The sequence below is a fragment of the Enterobacter cloacae complex sp. SHL009 genome, from assembly GCF_049237205.1.
GTDB classification, from domain to species: domain Bacteria; phylum Pseudomonadota; class Gammaproteobacteria; order Enterobacterales; family Enterobacteriaceae; genus Enterobacter; species Enterobacter cloacae_M.
Window position 1 is genome coordinate 60,411 of sequence record NZ_JBMKIW010000003.1, and the last position, 13,833, is coordinate 74,243.

General features: G+C 50.9%; 19 protein-coding genes. 9 read left to right on the forward strand and 10 right to left on the reverse strand.

The annotated features are described in order from the left end of the window. Nucleotides 1-22: 22 nt before the first annotated feature. The 9 genes from ACOTZC_RS09035 to ACOTZC_RS09075 form a co-directional block, all read right to left on the reverse strand. A complete protein-coding gene (locus ACOTZC_RS09035) occupies nucleotides 23-715 on the reverse strand; it encodes a bacteriophage antitermination protein Q (RefSeq protein ID WP_421635730.1) in 693 nt (230 codons plus the stop codon). 21 nt (nucleotides 716-736) lie between these two features. After that, a complete protein-coding gene (locus ACOTZC_RS09040; RefSeq protein WP_421635731.1) occupies nucleotides 737-1,798 on the reverse strand; it encodes a DUF968 domain-containing protein in 1,062 nt (353 codons plus the stop codon). Continuing rightward, nucleotides 1,795-2,487: a phage antirepressor KilAC domain-containing protein gene (locus tag ACOTZC_RS09045; RefSeq protein ID WP_421635732.1), complete on the reverse strand. Its 693-nt coding sequence runs from the start codon at nucleotides 2,485-2,487 to the stop codon at nucleotides 1,795-1,797. Before ACOTZC_RS09045 ends, ACOTZC_RS09040 begins: the two co-directional genes overlap by 4 nt. A 14-nt stretch (nucleotides 2,488-2,501) precedes the next feature. Next, nucleotides 2,502-4,439 (reverse strand): DNA cytosine methyltransferase, encoded by a 1,938-nt coding sequence (locus ACOTZC_RS09050; protein WP_421635733.1) that lies wholly within the window; start codon nucleotides 4,437-4,439, stop codon nucleotides 2,502-2,504. Continuing rightward, a complete protein-coding gene (locus tag ACOTZC_RS09055) occupies nucleotides 4,432-5,319 on the reverse strand; it encodes a phage N-6-adenine-methyltransferase (RefSeq protein ID WP_349391369.1) in 888 nt (295 codons plus the stop codon). The genes ACOTZC_RS09050 and ACOTZC_RS09055 overlap by 8 nt, the downstream gene beginning before the upstream one ends. Next, on the reverse strand, nucleotides 5,316-6,170 hold the full coding sequence (locus ACOTZC_RS09060; protein WP_421635734.1) for a conserved phage C-terminal domain-containing protein: 855 nt from the start codon (nucleotides 6,168-6,170) through the stop codon (nucleotides 5,316-5,318). The genes ACOTZC_RS09055 and ACOTZC_RS09060 overlap by 4 nt, the downstream gene beginning before the upstream one ends. Continuing rightward, complete coding sequence (locus ACOTZC_RS09065) at nucleotides 6,160-6,339, reverse strand: DUF4222 domain-containing protein (RefSeq protein ID WP_058662305.1); 180 nt, start codon at nucleotides 6,337-6,339, stop codon at nucleotides 6,160-6,162. Before ACOTZC_RS09065 ends, ACOTZC_RS09060 begins: the two co-directional genes overlap by 11 nt. A 172-nt stretch (nucleotides 6,340-6,511) precedes the next feature. After that, nucleotides 6,512-7,060 carry a YmfL family putative regulatory protein gene (locus ACOTZC_RS09070; protein WP_349391367.1) on the reverse strand — a complete coding sequence of 183 codons (549 nt, stop codon included), beginning with the start codon at nucleotides 7,058-7,060 and terminating at the stop codon, nucleotides 6,512-6,514. Then, on the reverse strand, nucleotides 7,053-7,316 hold the full coding sequence (locus tag ACOTZC_RS09075; protein WP_192986517.1) for a helix-turn-helix domain-containing protein: 264 nt from the start codon (nucleotides 7,314-7,316) through the stop codon (nucleotides 7,053-7,055). The genes ACOTZC_RS09070 and ACOTZC_RS09075 overlap by 8 nt, the downstream gene beginning before the upstream one ends. 97 nt (nucleotides 7,317-7,413) lie before the next feature. Between ACOTZC_RS09075 and ACOTZC_RS09080 the strand changes: the two genes are divergently transcribed. From ACOTZC_RS09080 to ACOTZC_RS09120, 9 genes are all read left to right on the forward strand, one after another. After that, nucleotides 7,414-8,109, forward strand: coding sequence for an XRE family transcriptional regulator (locus tag ACOTZC_RS09080; protein ID WP_032623258.1), 696 nt, complete (start codon nucleotides 7,414-7,416; stop codon nucleotides 8,107-8,109). A 718-nt stretch (nucleotides 8,110-8,827) separates the two neighbouring features. Next, nucleotides 8,828-9,199: a hypothetical protein gene (locus ACOTZC_RS09085; protein WP_016247397.1), complete on the forward strand. Its 372-nt coding sequence runs from the start codon at nucleotides 8,828-8,830 to the stop codon at nucleotides 9,197-9,199. Between the two features lie 53 nt (nucleotides 9,200-9,252). Further along, nucleotides 9,253-10,083 (forward strand): YfdQ family protein, encoded by an 831-nt coding sequence (locus ACOTZC_RS09090; protein WP_252050816.1) that lies wholly within the window; start codon nucleotides 9,253-9,255, stop codon nucleotides 10,081-10,083. 135 nt (nucleotides 10,084-10,218) lie between these two features. After that, on the forward strand, nucleotides 10,219-10,758 hold the full coding sequence (locus ACOTZC_RS09095) for an HD family hydrolase (protein ID WP_252050817.1): 540 nt from the start codon (nucleotides 10,219-10,221) through the stop codon (nucleotides 10,756-10,758). Then, on the forward strand, nucleotides 10,746-10,943 hold the full coding sequence (locus ACOTZC_RS09100) for a hypothetical protein (protein ID WP_016247400.1): 198 nt from the start codon (nucleotides 10,746-10,748) through the stop codon (nucleotides 10,941-10,943). The genes ACOTZC_RS09095 and ACOTZC_RS09100 overlap by 13 nt, the downstream gene beginning before the upstream one ends. Next, the gene (locus tag ACOTZC_RS09105; RefSeq protein WP_045892052.1) at nucleotides 10,940-11,191 is read left to right on the forward strand and encodes a hypothetical protein; all 252 of its coding nucleotides are present in this window, start codon (nucleotides 10,940-10,942) and stop codon (nucleotides 11,189-11,191) included. The genes ACOTZC_RS09100 and ACOTZC_RS09105 overlap by 4 nt, the downstream gene beginning before the upstream one ends. A 34-nt stretch (nucleotides 11,192-11,225) precedes the next feature. Beyond that, nucleotides 11,226-11,798, forward strand: coding sequence for a 3'-5' exonuclease (locus tag ACOTZC_RS09110; RefSeq protein ID WP_252050818.1), 573 nt, complete (start codon nucleotides 11,226-11,228; stop codon nucleotides 11,796-11,798). A 34-nt stretch (nucleotides 11,799-11,832) separates the two neighbouring features. Then, complete coding sequence (locus ACOTZC_RS09115) at nucleotides 11,833-12,039, forward strand: hypothetical protein (protein WP_049106569.1); 207 nt, start codon at nucleotides 11,833-11,835, stop codon at nucleotides 12,037-12,039. Beyond that, the gene (locus ACOTZC_RS09120) at nucleotides 12,000-13,163 is read left to right on the forward strand and encodes a site-specific integrase (protein WP_287820117.1); all 1,164 of its coding nucleotides are present in this window, start codon (nucleotides 12,000-12,002) and stop codon (nucleotides 13,161-13,163) included. The genes ACOTZC_RS09115 and ACOTZC_RS09120 overlap by 40 nt, the downstream gene beginning before the upstream one ends. A gap of 13 nt (nucleotides 13,164-13,176) precedes the next feature. On the opposite strand, the gene ACOTZC_RS09125 is transcribed toward ACOTZC_RS09120, so the two are convergent. Continuing rightward, nucleotides 13,177-13,833 (reverse strand): hypothetical protein, encoded by a 657-nt coding sequence (locus ACOTZC_RS09125; RefSeq protein ID WP_252050820.1) that lies wholly within the window; start codon nucleotides 13,831-13,833, stop codon nucleotides 13,177-13,179.

Consider the following 13,833-nt stretch of genomic DNA (forward strand, 5'->3'; position numbering starts at 1 on the left):
GAGGGAGTTAGTGAAAGTTATCTCACATTTTCGCCACTTTCAGTTCTTGGTACTCTTCGTACCGTGACAAAATTTCACTTAGTGCCTCACTGTCCATTTCAGCAAACGACGCTTTGAAAGCCGCCCAATGTCCTGAATACACTCTGAGCCAGGTTGAACGCTCAACACTGACCATGCGCGCCAGAGCTGCACCAGCATACTCCTGATAGGTATCGTTATTACGCGAGGCAGCAACTTCTTGCGCCGCAAGCCAGACAAGCCCTATCAGTTTTTTAGTGACACGGTCCTGGATTTTTTTGCCACTATGCTGACGCTGAAACTCTTGCCATACGTGTTGGCACATTAACCTTTGGTACCGGAAAGCAAGGTCATGCCCATAGCAGTACCGCACCCATGCCTGCAAATGCTCACCCAGACCATTGACCGATCGACGCCATGCTGAACAAGCGAACTCCGTATCCTTAATAGGCGGTAAAGGTCGGCGACGGCTCCTTGTCTCAAGAACATAAAGTGGTGTGGCCATCGTTTTCACAACCTTGGATCCACAACCTTCCCCACCCTCCATAACGATTTCAGGATGGCGCCGGGGGTATTTGTTCTTATCTGCTGGTGGATGCTCACTGAACGCCTGCAGCTGTCCTTTTGTCGATCCTGATAAATCCGCCAGCGCGCGGCGCAGTTCAATCCGCGTAAATTCCAGTTCTTGTAAATTCATTATGCTCAGCGCTCCATACAATTACGCTTTTGTTATTACGCCGATCGCCAGCGCTCGATTCATAAACCGGAATAGCAGCTCCAGCTGGGTACCGTGTTTTTTCTCGAACGCTGCAACATCAGCATGTAATTTGTCGTGACACTCTCTGCACAGAGGGATCACGAACAAATCGTGGGCTTTAGTGGCGGTACCGCCCATGCCGTGACCAATGACATGGTGTGGATCATCCGCTGGCCGCCGGCAACCTTCACAGGGCTGGGTTTTAACCCACCGCGTATAGTCCTCATTCACCCACCTGCGGTGTTTTGGGCGCAACATGAATGATTCAGGGGATTCAGGATCCGCATGCAGAGCCAGAACCTTTGGCTGGTCATAGGCCACTTCCTGATTCGCTCCATGCTTTAATTTCGCAGCCGTGACCGCAGGGGTGACCTTCTTCTGCAAAATGCTTTTTGCGGGGGGCATCGGCACAATGTCACTTTCTCGATATACGGATAAAAACGGCTCGTCCGGTAAGTGAAGCGCACGCTGGGCCATCCTTTCCGTGATTGAATCAGCAATGCCTGAATAAACGGCCCACCAGCACAATTCACCGAGGGATAATTCACGCTCGTTGTTAAAGCCAAGCGATGACAGGATGGAACTGATCAGCCAGTTAATGAGGTTACGCCGGGCCAGTTCTGCCAGCGCCGCGGTGGTTTGATCGCGCAGCTGGTTATCGCAATGCCAACAGAGCAATATTGATCCAGGGGGATGTCGCATCGTTACCAGCTCATGATGGTGATAATCAGTGTGCGGGTACTGGCATTCCTTCACGTTACGCTCTAACCAGGATTCCAACGCGTTCAAACCGCCTGCTGCACGGATAACTCTCTCGTCGGTGAAGAATCCCTCGAGGGACTTATCTTCTGCCAGCGGCTGCCTGGCATCAGGGACGAGCCCCGACGGAAGTCCAGCCATGCTTCTTGGCTGAGGCTCCACCAGCACACGCCCCTGTTGAAACAGAGACATCAGTTCGCTGCCCGGCTTTAACACCACTAGGCCAAGGCGCGGAACAGTCTCGGCTGTAAACAGTCCTCTCACGCGGCATGCCCCTTAGCGATGTGTGCCGTCCACAGGCCGCCGATCCACTCGATGCCTTTGGGTGTAAAACGTGCCTGGCTAAAGGCGTAGTTTGTTTCACTCGTGGTGCCAGTTTTCACTTCAAACCGCCCGGCAGCAATGTGCTGGTGCCGCGGTGTCAGCACTCCACTGAGCCGGTACAAAATGCCGCTCTCAATGAGGAACAAGCGGAAATCGGTCTCTTTGGCCTGCAACAGCTTTGCCACCTGGCGGAAAGACATTGAGCCTTTAGCAGTACAATACCGATCGACAAACTCAACTTTCGGCGCGGCAGCGGCTAACTGCTGGGCCATTTGTTCTCTCTGCTCGGCCAGATCCGCGGCGAGACGTAATGCCTCCGGCAATGTTTGCGGGACACTTACGGCCTGACTGTTCTCCAGCTCTTGCCAGCGATCGACAACAGCGGCGGTAAATTCTGGCGACAGCCGGGCGACGATCACCAGAGAATCACGTTTGTTGAACCAATACTCCTCGTATGTTTGCCCGTTTTGCGGGTGTGTGTAGGGGGTGTGCGCCAACGGCGCGGTTAAAATACCAGCAGATGCAAGGCGCTCAGCTGAGCGCTTCACATCACCATGTTTGCTCTGCACCAGCCTGGCAATTTCACGGCTGGACATTGTCACAACACCCTTTGCGGTTAACTGATTCATGCTATTTCTCCATATCAGGCGGCTGCACCCGCCTTTTGATTTGCACATAATTCAAGAAGATTTGCTTCTACCAGCGCACGAGCGAACGGCGGCGGTACTGCGTTACCACAGCGCGCTACCTGCTTGTCTTTGGCGTAACGATTGCCGCGATAGTCCTGATCGATAACGTAGCCGTCAGGGAAGCCCTGCGCCTTATAAAGCTCATGCGGTTGCAGCATGCGCATTCCGATATCGACGATCTGGTACTTAACCCCCTCGATCGTCACCAGCCATTCATCCTCGCTATCACCGCAGTAGGTTTCGAGGAATGTCCGGACCTCGCCAACGTGCTGGCCACCAGCGGTAATCGTCGGCATAGGTGTATCCATGGTCTGACCGTCGCGGCAGGTTCCGCGCAGCTTCACCAGGTGCGACGCAACTACCGCGTGGTGATCAACAGTAGTGACTGAGTGGGCAGGCTCATCCATACCAACACCCGGCCCCGTGTAATTCCCACCATAGTGCTTTGCCAGGAACGAGCTCACCGTTGCAAACTTATTACCACCAGCAGTGACCGTGCCGAGCGGGTTATTAAGTTGAAGAACTCGCGGTTCTTGCCCTGGGCGTTCGCCGTATCCCATCTGAATCAGTGTTGGGGTTACCAGCTGCGACTTACCGCCACCGCCAGCAGTAATCGTTGCGCTCGGCTCGTCTGCCCTGTGCCCAATACTGGCTCCAAACTGGCGGGCGATGACCGGCGCAACCACACACGCGCGGGACTGCTTGAGGATTGTATGAGCGGGTTTATCCAGCGGGCGCGGCTTAGCCTGGTACTCACTGCCGCCGTTGCCTGCCAGGAACGGTGTCAGGGCGGCCTCAACTACGCCAAGCGCATGCCCATTCCCGCCCGGGCGCGCCGACGTCCCAGCGGTGACAGTTGGTACCGGCTCGGTTAATGGCTGCCCGGTGGCTCCGGTGCGGAATTTAGTCAGGTGCGGCACCGCCAGCGCATAGCCGTGGGTTTTCGTGATGGTTTGTAATGGAGCCTCGAGCTCCTGCCCACGGAAACAATCATATTTGCCGTGTGACGTGGTATGGTTGCACTTAACGATAAACGGCGAAGCACTCTCGATAACGAAACGCTGGATACCGCGCGCGATACGTTTGAGCGTATTTTCCGCCAGCGGCTTTTTGCGATCGAAGATGGACCTGGCCGGGATATTCCAGTCAATACACTCCGCCGCGGTACGCCATGGCGCCAGCTTGCCGCTTTGTACTTCCAGTGATTTTGGATCCCCATGAGTCGCTACAGGCCAATGAATCTTGCGGCCGTCACAGCGCATGACCATGAAGAAACGCTTTCTGATCGTCGGCGCGCCGTAGTCACATGCGCGCAGCTCCCGATAATCAACCTCATAACCAAGCCCGACGATCAGCTGTTGCGCCTGCTGACCATGCGGCTCAATGGCAAGGAATTCACAAACCTCAGCCAGTGCAGGGTGATTCGCCGCGATCCCCGTCGACAGCATGCCGACAAATGCCTCGAATGTTTCACCAGCACGCTCAGGATCCGGCCGTAATTCTTCATCAAGCAGCGGGCCCCATGTCTTAAATTCTTCGACGTTCTCCAGCATCATGACGCGGGGACGTACCGCCAGCGCCCAGCGCAAGACAATCCACGCCAGCCCGCGAATCTCTTTCTTAACTGGCTTAGCGCCCTTTGCTTTGGAAAAGTGGCGGCAGTCAGGGCTAAACCAGGCCAGACCGACAGGTTTACCGCTGGTGGCTGCGATTGGGTCAACTTCAAACACCGACTCGCAATAATGCAGCGTGTCCGGGTGGTTCGTCTTATGCATCGCAATAGCGTTTTCGTCGTGGTTAATAGCGATATCGACGCTACGCCCGATCGCCAGCTCAATGCCGGTACTCGCGCCGCCGCCACCAGCAAAGTTATCAACGATGATCTCACGCATTGGCGGCCCCCTGCATGCTGCTAACCAAACCACCAGCGATAGTGATGATTTCGGTGGTAGACATCCGCTCAAGCCAGAGCTGATTGATATTTGCCTTCAACTTGTTTTGCTGACCCAGCGCCAGAGAATCCGCGCCCTCTACCTGACTAAATACCAGACCAACTTCAAGCGGCCAGATGCGCGATTCTTCCTCAGGAAGATCAACAGGAGCAGGTGTGGCTTCTTTCGATGTTGCAGTTGGAGAAAATTTTGCCGCGGCAAAGTTTGCCAGTGCCATCGCGGCGCGCCCTTTTTCTTCCAACTCGGTGCGATTGATGTAACTGAAGCGCTCACCGCGCCATGTCTTGTCGAACACCACAATTGCACCAGCAAAGAATGCGCTGGTAGGCTGCTGCTTTTCATCCAGGGGAACGAACCATTCAGGAAGCTCGAAACCAATTCGGCCACGAATAAATGTGACGTGATCTGCCTCTTCAGGCCACCACGTCTCACTCGTCGCAGACTTAATGAGAAAAACGTACCGACCGCCCTTTTCTCGCATTGCCATAGCATGGTTAATGATGTGGGTCATCCCGGTGACAGCCTGCTTTTGATGGTACTGAGAGCGACTGTACGGCGGGTTGCCAAATGCTGCACCACCGAGTTCTTTCAGTCGTTCTGACCAATCCTGCGACAGGGCATTATCTTCAGCCGTGTACCATGCTGGGCACTTCGCGTTGCTGTCGTCGGCAAAAAGGTCCAGCACCAGAGGGCCGAACATTGCATTGATACCCCAAAACAACAGATCCGGTGTGCGCCATTGATCGCCGACCTCTTTCAACCTGTGGGCTGGTCTTGAACGCAGTTCAGCCAGCGCGCGGCAGTATTTATTTTCCGTCATCCTCTGAACCCCTCTGGAATCTTGGTATCAACCGGGCCGAACTTCATCGGATCGTGTTTCTTTTCACCCCAGCTTTCACGCGGTGGACGCCCTTTCTTGTCCCAACGGATCCCGCTTTGCAGATAACCCTCAAACTTTTTCGGGCCAAATAGCGTTTCAGGCCGCATGTACTGGTACTGCACGTCATTGCCGTTCCAGTGCTCATGCTTAAGGTCAATCACCAGCTGTAAGTCGCCAACGCTGTAACCTTCACGCAAACGAGCACGGATGTTTTCCAGAGAAGTTTTTGATTTTTGGTATCGTGAGCCGCTAACCAGGTTCAGATGATTCAAAACCAGGATGGCGTTATCGGTAATCATGACTTCAGGGTCTGGTTGCGACGCAACCGGACAAGAAGGTTTTTTAACTGATGGATCAGTAGTTGTATTTACTGACGGATCCCCCCCAGATTCTGACGGGTGAAAACCGCCTTTCTCATCGTTTTTTGATGCCTCAGATTTTGACGCGTCGGTTTTTGAGGCATCAGATTTTGATGCGTCAGAATCTGACAGGTGAGAAAAGGCTGCAGCCTGTAATTTCGCTACATTGAGCTGGTAAACGTTTGATGCATTGCGGTTGCCTTTACGGCGCTGCTGGCGGGTTAACCAACCATCTTTTTCCAGCTGAGATATGGCAGTGCGAACCGTGCTCTCACCAGCGCCAATCTGGCGCGCGATGGTAGCAATGGAGGGCCAGCTAACCCCTTCATCACTGCTGAAGTCTGCCAGACGCGCCATGATGGCAACGCTGGACAGCTTCATGCCAGAAGCGGCACAAGCGTCCCAAACGTAACCCGTTAATTTAGTGCTCATGGTCGTCCTTTAACTCTGTAAACTTGCGCTTGAATTGTTCAAGCGGGCTGAAACATTCGTGGTTATAACCATCCCGCAGGTAGATAACTCGTTGAGTCTCTGGCTCCCACCTGATAACCCGAACGGGGATCCCTCTGTGGTCTTTGAACTTTCGGTTAACTTCGCGCATAAGCGTTTCGCCTTCCTGTAGTAAACCCCCACAATTGCGACCGCCCGACTGTGGTTACATGGCACCCAGCGGTTTGCTATTCTGCGCTCATACCGAAACAACGGAGCGCCCGGTACCGGGATCATCCTGAGTTGCGGTAAACGGTTAAAAGCCGTTAAACTGGTCATGCGGATTACTTCTCCATACAAGATTTGTCTGCCACGACGCCCGGAGCTGCACACTCGCGGGCGTCACCTTTTTCCGGCGCACAAAACACACGGAAAAGCAGCGTCAAATGCTCCTGCCACTTAGCCATCACCTGATAGCTGTTCTCTTCAATCTGGGCGCGTTCTTGAGCATCAATAACGCCATCAGCGGTAGCTTTACGAACGTATTGCGAATGCCTGCCGATCCATTCCACTGACTCCATAAGACGCTGGTTGATATCACCGTTCTCTATTTCTTCAACGTCAGCCAATGGCACGAAAACACCGTTCGAGTGACGTGCAATAGCGTTCGCTATGTGGTTTGAACGACCAGCACGTTGAAGCACCATCGCCCAACCGAGCGGGAAGATCTGATCGCCATCGGTACGCAGCCGGTTAAACAGCGCGTTCTCGGTTACACCCAACCACTCAGCAGCTTCTGAATATCCGCCAGGTAACTCGGTAATCGTTTTTTTGATTGCGGCCACCAGCCAGGCTGGCTGCTTATCAACTTTCCATTCCGGTTCATTACCCACGGCTTTCCCCTTTTTCCTGTGGTACCGATGCTGCCCCGGTTTCTGTAGCCTGCGTATAACGGTGCGGGTACAAGATTTGGAGCTCATCAATTTGGCCCGAATAAAACTTCACAAGCCTTTCAGCTACATCGAGTGATGCGATTTGTTGACCCCTTTCAATTCGGCTTAGGTTGGCTGGATCAATGTCCACCACGTTTGCCACATGAGAGAGAGTAAAACCTTGCGATTTTCGCAAATTTCTTAACGGTGATTGCATAAAGCCCCCTTTAATTGCGTATTACGCATATTAATGTGTAGTTACGACTTGCGCAAGTTGCTTTGCATATCACGCAAAAACAACCTGTAATGGACGCATGAACATAGGAAACCGCATTAGAGAATTACGCCTCGAAAAGGGCATGAAAATTTCAGATCTTGCTGAAGCTGTAGGTATTGACGGTGCGAACGTCTCACGTGTAGAGACAGGAAAACAAAAGTCATTTACTGAACAATCGCTTAGCAAATATGCTACGGCACTTGGTGTTAGCGTGGCAGAACTCTTTACACCGTCTCCAAACGAAACTACTGTATGTAAATCCAGTGGTAAAAATCCGGCTTATGGAGAGGGTGACCCTGTGTTTAGAGTCGAGTTGCTCGATGTCAGCGCCAGTGCTGGTATGGGCCATATACAAGGTAGTGATGTTGTCGATGTCATCAGGTCCATTGAGTACAACAACGAAAGAGCTGCCGCATTATTTGGTGGGAGAACACCTGATACTGTCAAAGTGATAAACGTTCGTGGCGACAGCATGGCTGATACCATTGAACCAGGTGATTTGATATTCGTAGATATTTCGATCAATGAGTTTGATGGTGATGGGATTTATGTCTTTGGTTTCGATGATAAAATTTACGTCAAAAGATTACAGATGATCCCCGATAAAATTCTTGTCATTTCTGATAACCCTAAATATCGGGAGTGGTCAGTGGATAAATCCAATGAAGACAGATTTTACGTTTTCGGCAAGGTAATGATCAGCCAGTCGCAGTCAGTTAAACGGCACGGATAACATACCCTAAGAACAAATAACCGCCTACACGGCGGTTTTTTTACGCCCTTTCAATTGCGTTTTACGCATTATATTTCTTGCGCATTTCGCAAATATCTTTTATCTTCATTTTCATCAACAGCGAACAGGCAGGAAGCCCACGAAGTAGCCGCAGGTGGCGTATGAATGACCGGATGATTCGCAAATGGCTTACCACCGCGCCTGATGTGGTTAAAAGCAGGCCAAAGCAATAAGAAGTGATCCCTGTTCTGGCTGCTCACTTTCCCCTTGAGGGTGACAGCCAGCTTTTTAAGGGCACAACGTGAAAGCGCACTCCTTCTCTCTTTCACTGCGGGGGCAGGTTTGTTACCGAAAGAGTGCGCTTTCAGTTGTGGTAATGCGGCTCTGCACACGTGACGAGGCCAACAAGTTTTTATTTCAACATTTGAAATGAATACGTTTCTTGAGGTGTAGCGTCGCCGGTTCTGGCCGGTCCGGCAGGTGGAGGCACCACCGCCACAACAACTTCATTGCTGTGTGTAGTCTTTGCCCATCACATCGGTGGGCACCTTTTTTACACAAGAGACAAGGGCATCACCGGGCGACGGGCTCATAACCCAATCCACCCGGGCGCGAGGGAAGTGGCCTGTCTACCCATAACAATCGCGCGGGTGCCCTTCTCTGTTGTGTATGGAGAAGTTCCACTGGCGGTGGCAGCCGCCTTTCAGAGGGTTAAACCATGAGTAATGACCGCATGACCGTAGTGCCCGATTTCCTGGGCGAACTGGATGCCGGCGTGTTCATGAACAAGATCGCGGCGGCTTTAAACACTACCGCGCTTGGCGTTCTGAACAACGGTACCAAAGGCAAAGTAGTCCTCACCTTTGATATTGAACGTATGGGTAACTCCGTCGAAGAGAAGCGCGTCAAGATCAAGCACAAGCTGAACTACGTCACCCCAACCCCGCGCGGTAAAGCCTCCGAAGAAGACACCACCGAAACACCAATGTGGGTTAACAAAGGCGGCAAGCTGACAATCCTGCAGGAAGATCAGGGGCAGCTATTCGGGATCAACGGCGGCGTTGACGGAAAGCTTAAAGCGGCACAGTGATCTGCAGCAGACAAATCACTGACATCCGATTTACCACATATTAAGGAAATTTTATGTCCCAAATTTTAGACGGCAATGCCCTGCAGCAAGTGAAAGACCTAGTTCTTTCTGGTTACCACCTGGATGCAGCAAAAGTTACGGCATGCCCGACTGCCCTGCTTCCTGAAGGTGTTAATGTTGAAAGCCTCGAGCGTTTCGAACTGGAGCGTTTTCGCTTCCGTGGCGCCATGACCACAACCAGCATTCCTGACTTTGTGCGTTACGCAGCAGGCTACGCCAACGAAGCTGAACCAGCGCGATGCTTTATCGATGCTGACAACATGACCGCACGCTCCGTGTTCAATATCGGTACTCTGGCTAACCCTGGCCATGCTGATAACGTCGCATCTATCACCCTCAAAAAGACAGCGCCATTCCGAGCCCTACTTCAGGTAAATGGCGATCGACTGGGCCAGAAGGAAATTGCTGAATGGCTGGAGGACTGGGCCGACTTCCTGAGCGCATTTGATGCCGACGGGAATGTGTTGTCCATCGCGCAGGCAGCTGGTGCCGTTCGTCGCGTCAATATCAAACAAGTCTCGGAAGCAGCTCATGAAGACGAAGATTTTGGCGGCAGAAAGTCCCTGATGCAGAGCGTTGAAGCCAGCAGTAAAGACGTGATGCCTGTCGCCTTCGAGTTCAAATGCGTGCCATATGAAGGCCTGGGCGAACGCCGCTTTAGCCTGCGTAACAGCCTGCTTAAAAGCGGTGAACCGGTGTTTGTACTCCGCATCGTTCAACTGGAAGCCCGGGAAGAAGCTATCGCCAACGAGTTCCGTGACCTGCTGATCGAGAAGTTCACCGACAAGCCGGTTGAAACCTTTATCGGTAACTTTAAAGCGTAATTTCTCTGCATTAAATCCCCGGCGCCGCGGGGATTTATTGAAGCGTAATTCCCTTTATTAATCGCCAATGGCGAGGGATTCGTACAACCCAAAACTGGCGCAGGTGCAGCTGCCAAATATGGAGAAGAAAATACGATGAGTTATATCCAGACACTTTCAGGTAAGAAATTCGATTACCTCAATTCAACCACTGACGACGTAGAGATCGATGATATTGCGACCGCACTTTCCCACATCTGCCGCTTCAGTGGTCATCTGCCGGAATTTTACAGCGTGGCCCAGCACTCGGTACTGTGCAGCCAAATTGTGCCGCCAGAGTTAGCCTTTGAAGCCCTGATGCATGACGCAGCTGAAGCCTATTGCCAGGACATCCCTGCCCCCCTGAAAGCATTGCTTCCAGATTACCGTCGCATTGAAGAGGGGGTAGAACAGCTGATCCGGGCCAAATTCAGCATCACCCCTGATATGTCAGCGGTGGTGAAATACGCCGATCTGGTGATGCTTGCCACGGAGCGCCGCGATCTGGATATCGACGACGGCTCACTCTGGCCTTGCCTCGAAGGTATTCCGGCCAGCGACATTATCCAGATCGTTCCTCTTCGCCCAGGCCAGGCATATGGCTTGTTCATTAACCGTTTCAATGAGCTTACGGAATCACGCGCATGCCTCGCATGAAGATAAAAGAACTTGTTGCCGCAGCCCATGCTGCGGCGGGCAAACTGCCACCAGCAGAAGCCTCTCTGATGCGTGAGGTAGCCACTCGCCTGGACGTTACATTTGCAGCCTTGACGGAATCGATGGACCAGCGAATGAGCCTTGACGCCGAAATTAACCATCTTCGTCAGGAGTCCGTCCAATGACCACCAACAAATATGCGACTCTGCGCGGCACAATCGCCAGAGCCAAACGCCACGACTGTCAGAAAGTCGTGATGCGCGTGACGTTAGCAGAAGAACTTCTCGAGCAGTTGTCAAAAGCAGAGGAGCGGATCGCGGAGCTGGAAGCCATATTGGCATGTGATAGGTGCGGGACAATATGTACTCGTCCTGACGGGGCTCATTATTGCCACATCAGCGACAACGCCGACTCGCGCTACAGCCCCCAGTGAATCAAAAGCCAAGATGTAACAATGGAGAAAGAAATTGAACGACTTAATGATTGACCTCGAATCAATGGGAAAAAAGCCAAACGCGCCGATCGTCTCAATTGGTGCCGTCTTTTTTAACCCTCATACAGGTGAACTTGGCCAAGAATTCTATACGGCCGTCTCGCTTGAAAGCGCAATGGATCAGGGTGCGGTACCGGACGGAGATACTATTCTTTGGTGGCTCAAACAAAGCTCGGAAGCGCGCTCAGCTATTTGTGTTGATGATGCGCTGCCTATCACTGATGCACTGTCGGAACTGAGCCATTTCATTCACCGGCACGCAGATAATCCAAAATACATGAAGGTATGGGGTAACGGTGCCACCTTTGACAATGTGATTCTGCGTGGAGCTTACGAACGCGCCGGCCGCATTTGCCCTTGGGCCTTTTGGAACGATCACGATGTGCGCACTATTGTTACGCTCGGTCGCAGTGTCGGTTTCGATCCGAAGCGTGACATGCCTTTTATTGGCAATGTGCACAATGCCCTAGCTGATGCGCGACACCAAGCAAAATATGTATCAGCAATTTGGCAGAAACTGATCCCTACCACCAGCGACAAATTTTAATTACTCGGGTGCAGCCGAGTTAATGGAGAAGTATATGCTGAGCCTCGATTGTGTTCCCATCTCAACTTATTGCAAAGAGACTGGCGAAACCCCTGATGCTATTAATAAGCGCATACAGCGCGGTGTGTGGCGTGAAGGGGTTCAGGTGCTAAAGGTCGAAGGCGTTAAGGAAAGATGGATTGATCTTAGTGAGGTTGCAAAATGGGCACGACAGAATCGCCTAAACTCCCACGCGGCGTAACCATCAGGAAACATCGCAACGGTGAAACCATAAATATTACCTTCACTTATAAAGGGGTAAAATGCCGTGAGCCCCTTTCTAATCTGGACGTAACTCCAAAAAACATTAAGTACGCCGAGCGCACACTCGGAGAAATATATAACAAGATCGAGAGGGGGACTTTCGTTTATGCGGAATACTTTCCTCGTTCTAACCGGTTAAGAATTTTTGGCAACGCTGCCGCCGGTAAAACTGTGAAGATGTACTTGGACGAATATTTGGTGATATGCGAAACGAGGAAACTGTCCCCTTCAACAATTGGCGGATATAAGAAATGCCGAAGCGCGCTGTCAGCACTTCATATTTTTCCTGCAAGTGAGTTGACGCCAGCTGCATTGAAGACATGGATCCAGAGCCAGAAAACCACATTAAAGACTATTCGAAACCAGCTGTCATTCCTGCGTTCTGCTTTGGATGAGGCGGTGACGGATGGTATTCTTCAGATTAACCCTGTATCACTAGTGACAGCCTCACGTTACCAAAGTGATAAATCAGAGGCAGAAAGTAGTTATGTGGTAGATCCTTTGACGCCAACAGAAGTTGACGCATTGCTCTCAGCAGCTGGCAATAAGCAGTGGGAGAACCTTTTCCGGTTCGCTATACAAACCGGGCTGCGTAGTTCTGAGTTGTGTGCTCTTCGTTGGCGTGATATCGACTTTGCAGGCAGGACAGCACACGTTCAAAATGCCAGTGTAGTTGGTGTCATTAAAGCAACAAAAACAAAAGCAGGCACAAGGAAAGTAGAACTGACTGAAGAAGCATTGGCGGCTCTGGACAGCCAGAAACTGTTCACTTTTATGAAAGGTGAAATGATATTCGAAGACCCAAAAAGGAACAAACCTTGGGCCAGTGCTGATGCAATTAGAAAAAAAGCATGGGTTCCAACATTACGTAAGGCTGGTATTCGTTATAGAAACCCATATCAGACTAGGCATACGTTCGCCACCAGACATATCAGTCAAGGAGCTAACCTGTTTTGGCTTGCGGGACAAATGGGGCATAAGGGACCGGAAATGCTGTTCCGCCATTACGGAAAATACCTGGCTGAGTATGATGGAAGGACATCGATAGAAAAAAAATCTTAAACACAAGCGGCAATTATTGCCGCTCATAAAGCCCTTGATACCATTTATCAATATCATCATCTAATTTTCTTATTTTATCGCATATTGAAAATGGCATTCGAGGAGGATAATTTCTTTGAAATTCATCGTACAAGTGCATCATAAAATCAGTGCAAGCACTTGCAACCTCTTGAGCACGTGTCACCCTGTAAGTTTTACTGTATACAAATGATTTCTCATATTCCATAGTGGCTTTAATGAGAACTTGAGTGAAAAATGAGTCAGATATTACAAATCCCCTGCTACGCAAAAAGTCAATGTACTTATTTATTTGTATCGACTTCCCATGAATAGCAGTCATGAATAATTTTGCGCTGGGTGTGGATAAACCCGTGGGAGACTCTAACCTTTTCTTTTTAAAAGGATTAGAATTCGCTGCTCTTTTAAAAGGGTTCGCACTTGGAGAAACAGATTTATTAACCCAATATTCGAGGGATAAATCTGAAACTTCATTTAAAATTTTAGCAATAGCATCTATTATTGACTTTGACTCGGAACGAGTAGCAATTTTTAACGAGTTATTGTAAGTAACGAACCAACCTATAAAGACAAGAATTATACTTACAACACTGAACATCCATGCAAAAGTAGACACCCCCGAAAGGGTGTCCTTAAGTTCAACCAGGCTCAA

What these genes read in the sequence shown, in the direction of transcription:
- ACOTZC_RS09105 (WP_045892052.1), top strand. Translation starts at nt 10,940, where the DNA reads ATGACCACCAACAAATATGCGACTCTGCGCGGCACAATCGCCAGAGCC.
- ACOTZC_RS09060 (WP_421635734.1), bottom strand. Translation starts at nt 6,170, where the DNA reads ATGAGCACTAAATTAACGGGTTACGTTTGGGACGCTTGTGCCGCTTCT.
- ACOTZC_RS09075 (WP_192986517.1), bottom strand. Translation starts at nt 7,316, where the DNA reads ATGCAATCACCGTTAAGAAATTTGCGAAAATCGCAAGGTTTTACTCTC.
- ACOTZC_RS09095 (WP_252050817.1), top strand. Translation starts at nt 10,219, where the DNA reads ATGAGTTATATCCAGACACTTTCAGGTAAGAAATTCGATTACCTCAAT.
- ACOTZC_RS09045 (WP_421635732.1), bottom strand. Translation starts at nt 2,487, where the DNA reads ATGAATCAGTTAACCGCAAAGGGTGTTGTGACAATGTCCAGCCGTGAA.
- ACOTZC_RS09100 (WP_016247400.1), top strand. Translation starts at nt 10,746, where the DNA reads ATGCCTCGCATGAAGATAAAAGAACTTGTTGCCGCAGCCCATGCTGCG.
- ACOTZC_RS09085 (WP_016247397.1), top strand. Translation starts at nt 8,828, where the DNA reads ATGAGTAATGACCGCATGACCGTAGTGCCCGATTTCCTGGGCGAACTG.
- ACOTZC_RS09035 (WP_421635730.1), bottom strand. Translation starts at nt 715, where the DNA reads ATGAATTTACAAGAACTGGAATTTACGCGGATTGAACTGCGCCGCGCG.
- ACOTZC_RS09050 (WP_421635733.1), bottom strand. Translation starts at nt 4,439, where the DNA reads ATGCGTGAGATCATCGTTGATAACTTTGCTGGTGGCGGCGGCGCGAGT.
- ACOTZC_RS09090 (WP_252050816.1), top strand. Translation starts at nt 9,253, where the DNA reads ATGTCCCAAATTTTAGACGGCAATGCCCTGCAGCAAGTGAAAGACCTA.
- ACOTZC_RS09080 (WP_032623258.1), top strand. Translation starts at nt 7,414, where the DNA reads ATGAACATAGGAAACCGCATTAGAGAATTACGCCTCGAAAAGGGCATG.
- ACOTZC_RS09115 (WP_049106569.1), top strand. Translation starts at nt 11,833, where the DNA reads ATGCTGAGCCTCGATTGTGTTCCCATCTCAACTTATTGCAAAGAGACT.
- ACOTZC_RS09065 (WP_058662305.1), bottom strand. Translation starts at nt 6,339, where the DNA reads ATGCGCGAAGTTAACCGAAAGTTCAAAGACCACAGAGGGATCCCCGTT.
- ACOTZC_RS09120 (WP_287820117.1), top strand. Translation starts at nt 12,000, where the DNA reads ATGGGCACGACAGAATCGCCTAAACTCCCACGCGGCGTAACCATCAGG.
- ACOTZC_RS09055 (WP_349391369.1), bottom strand. Translation starts at nt 5,319, where the DNA reads ATGACGGAAAATAAATACTGCCGCGCGCTGGCTGAACTGCGTTCAAGA.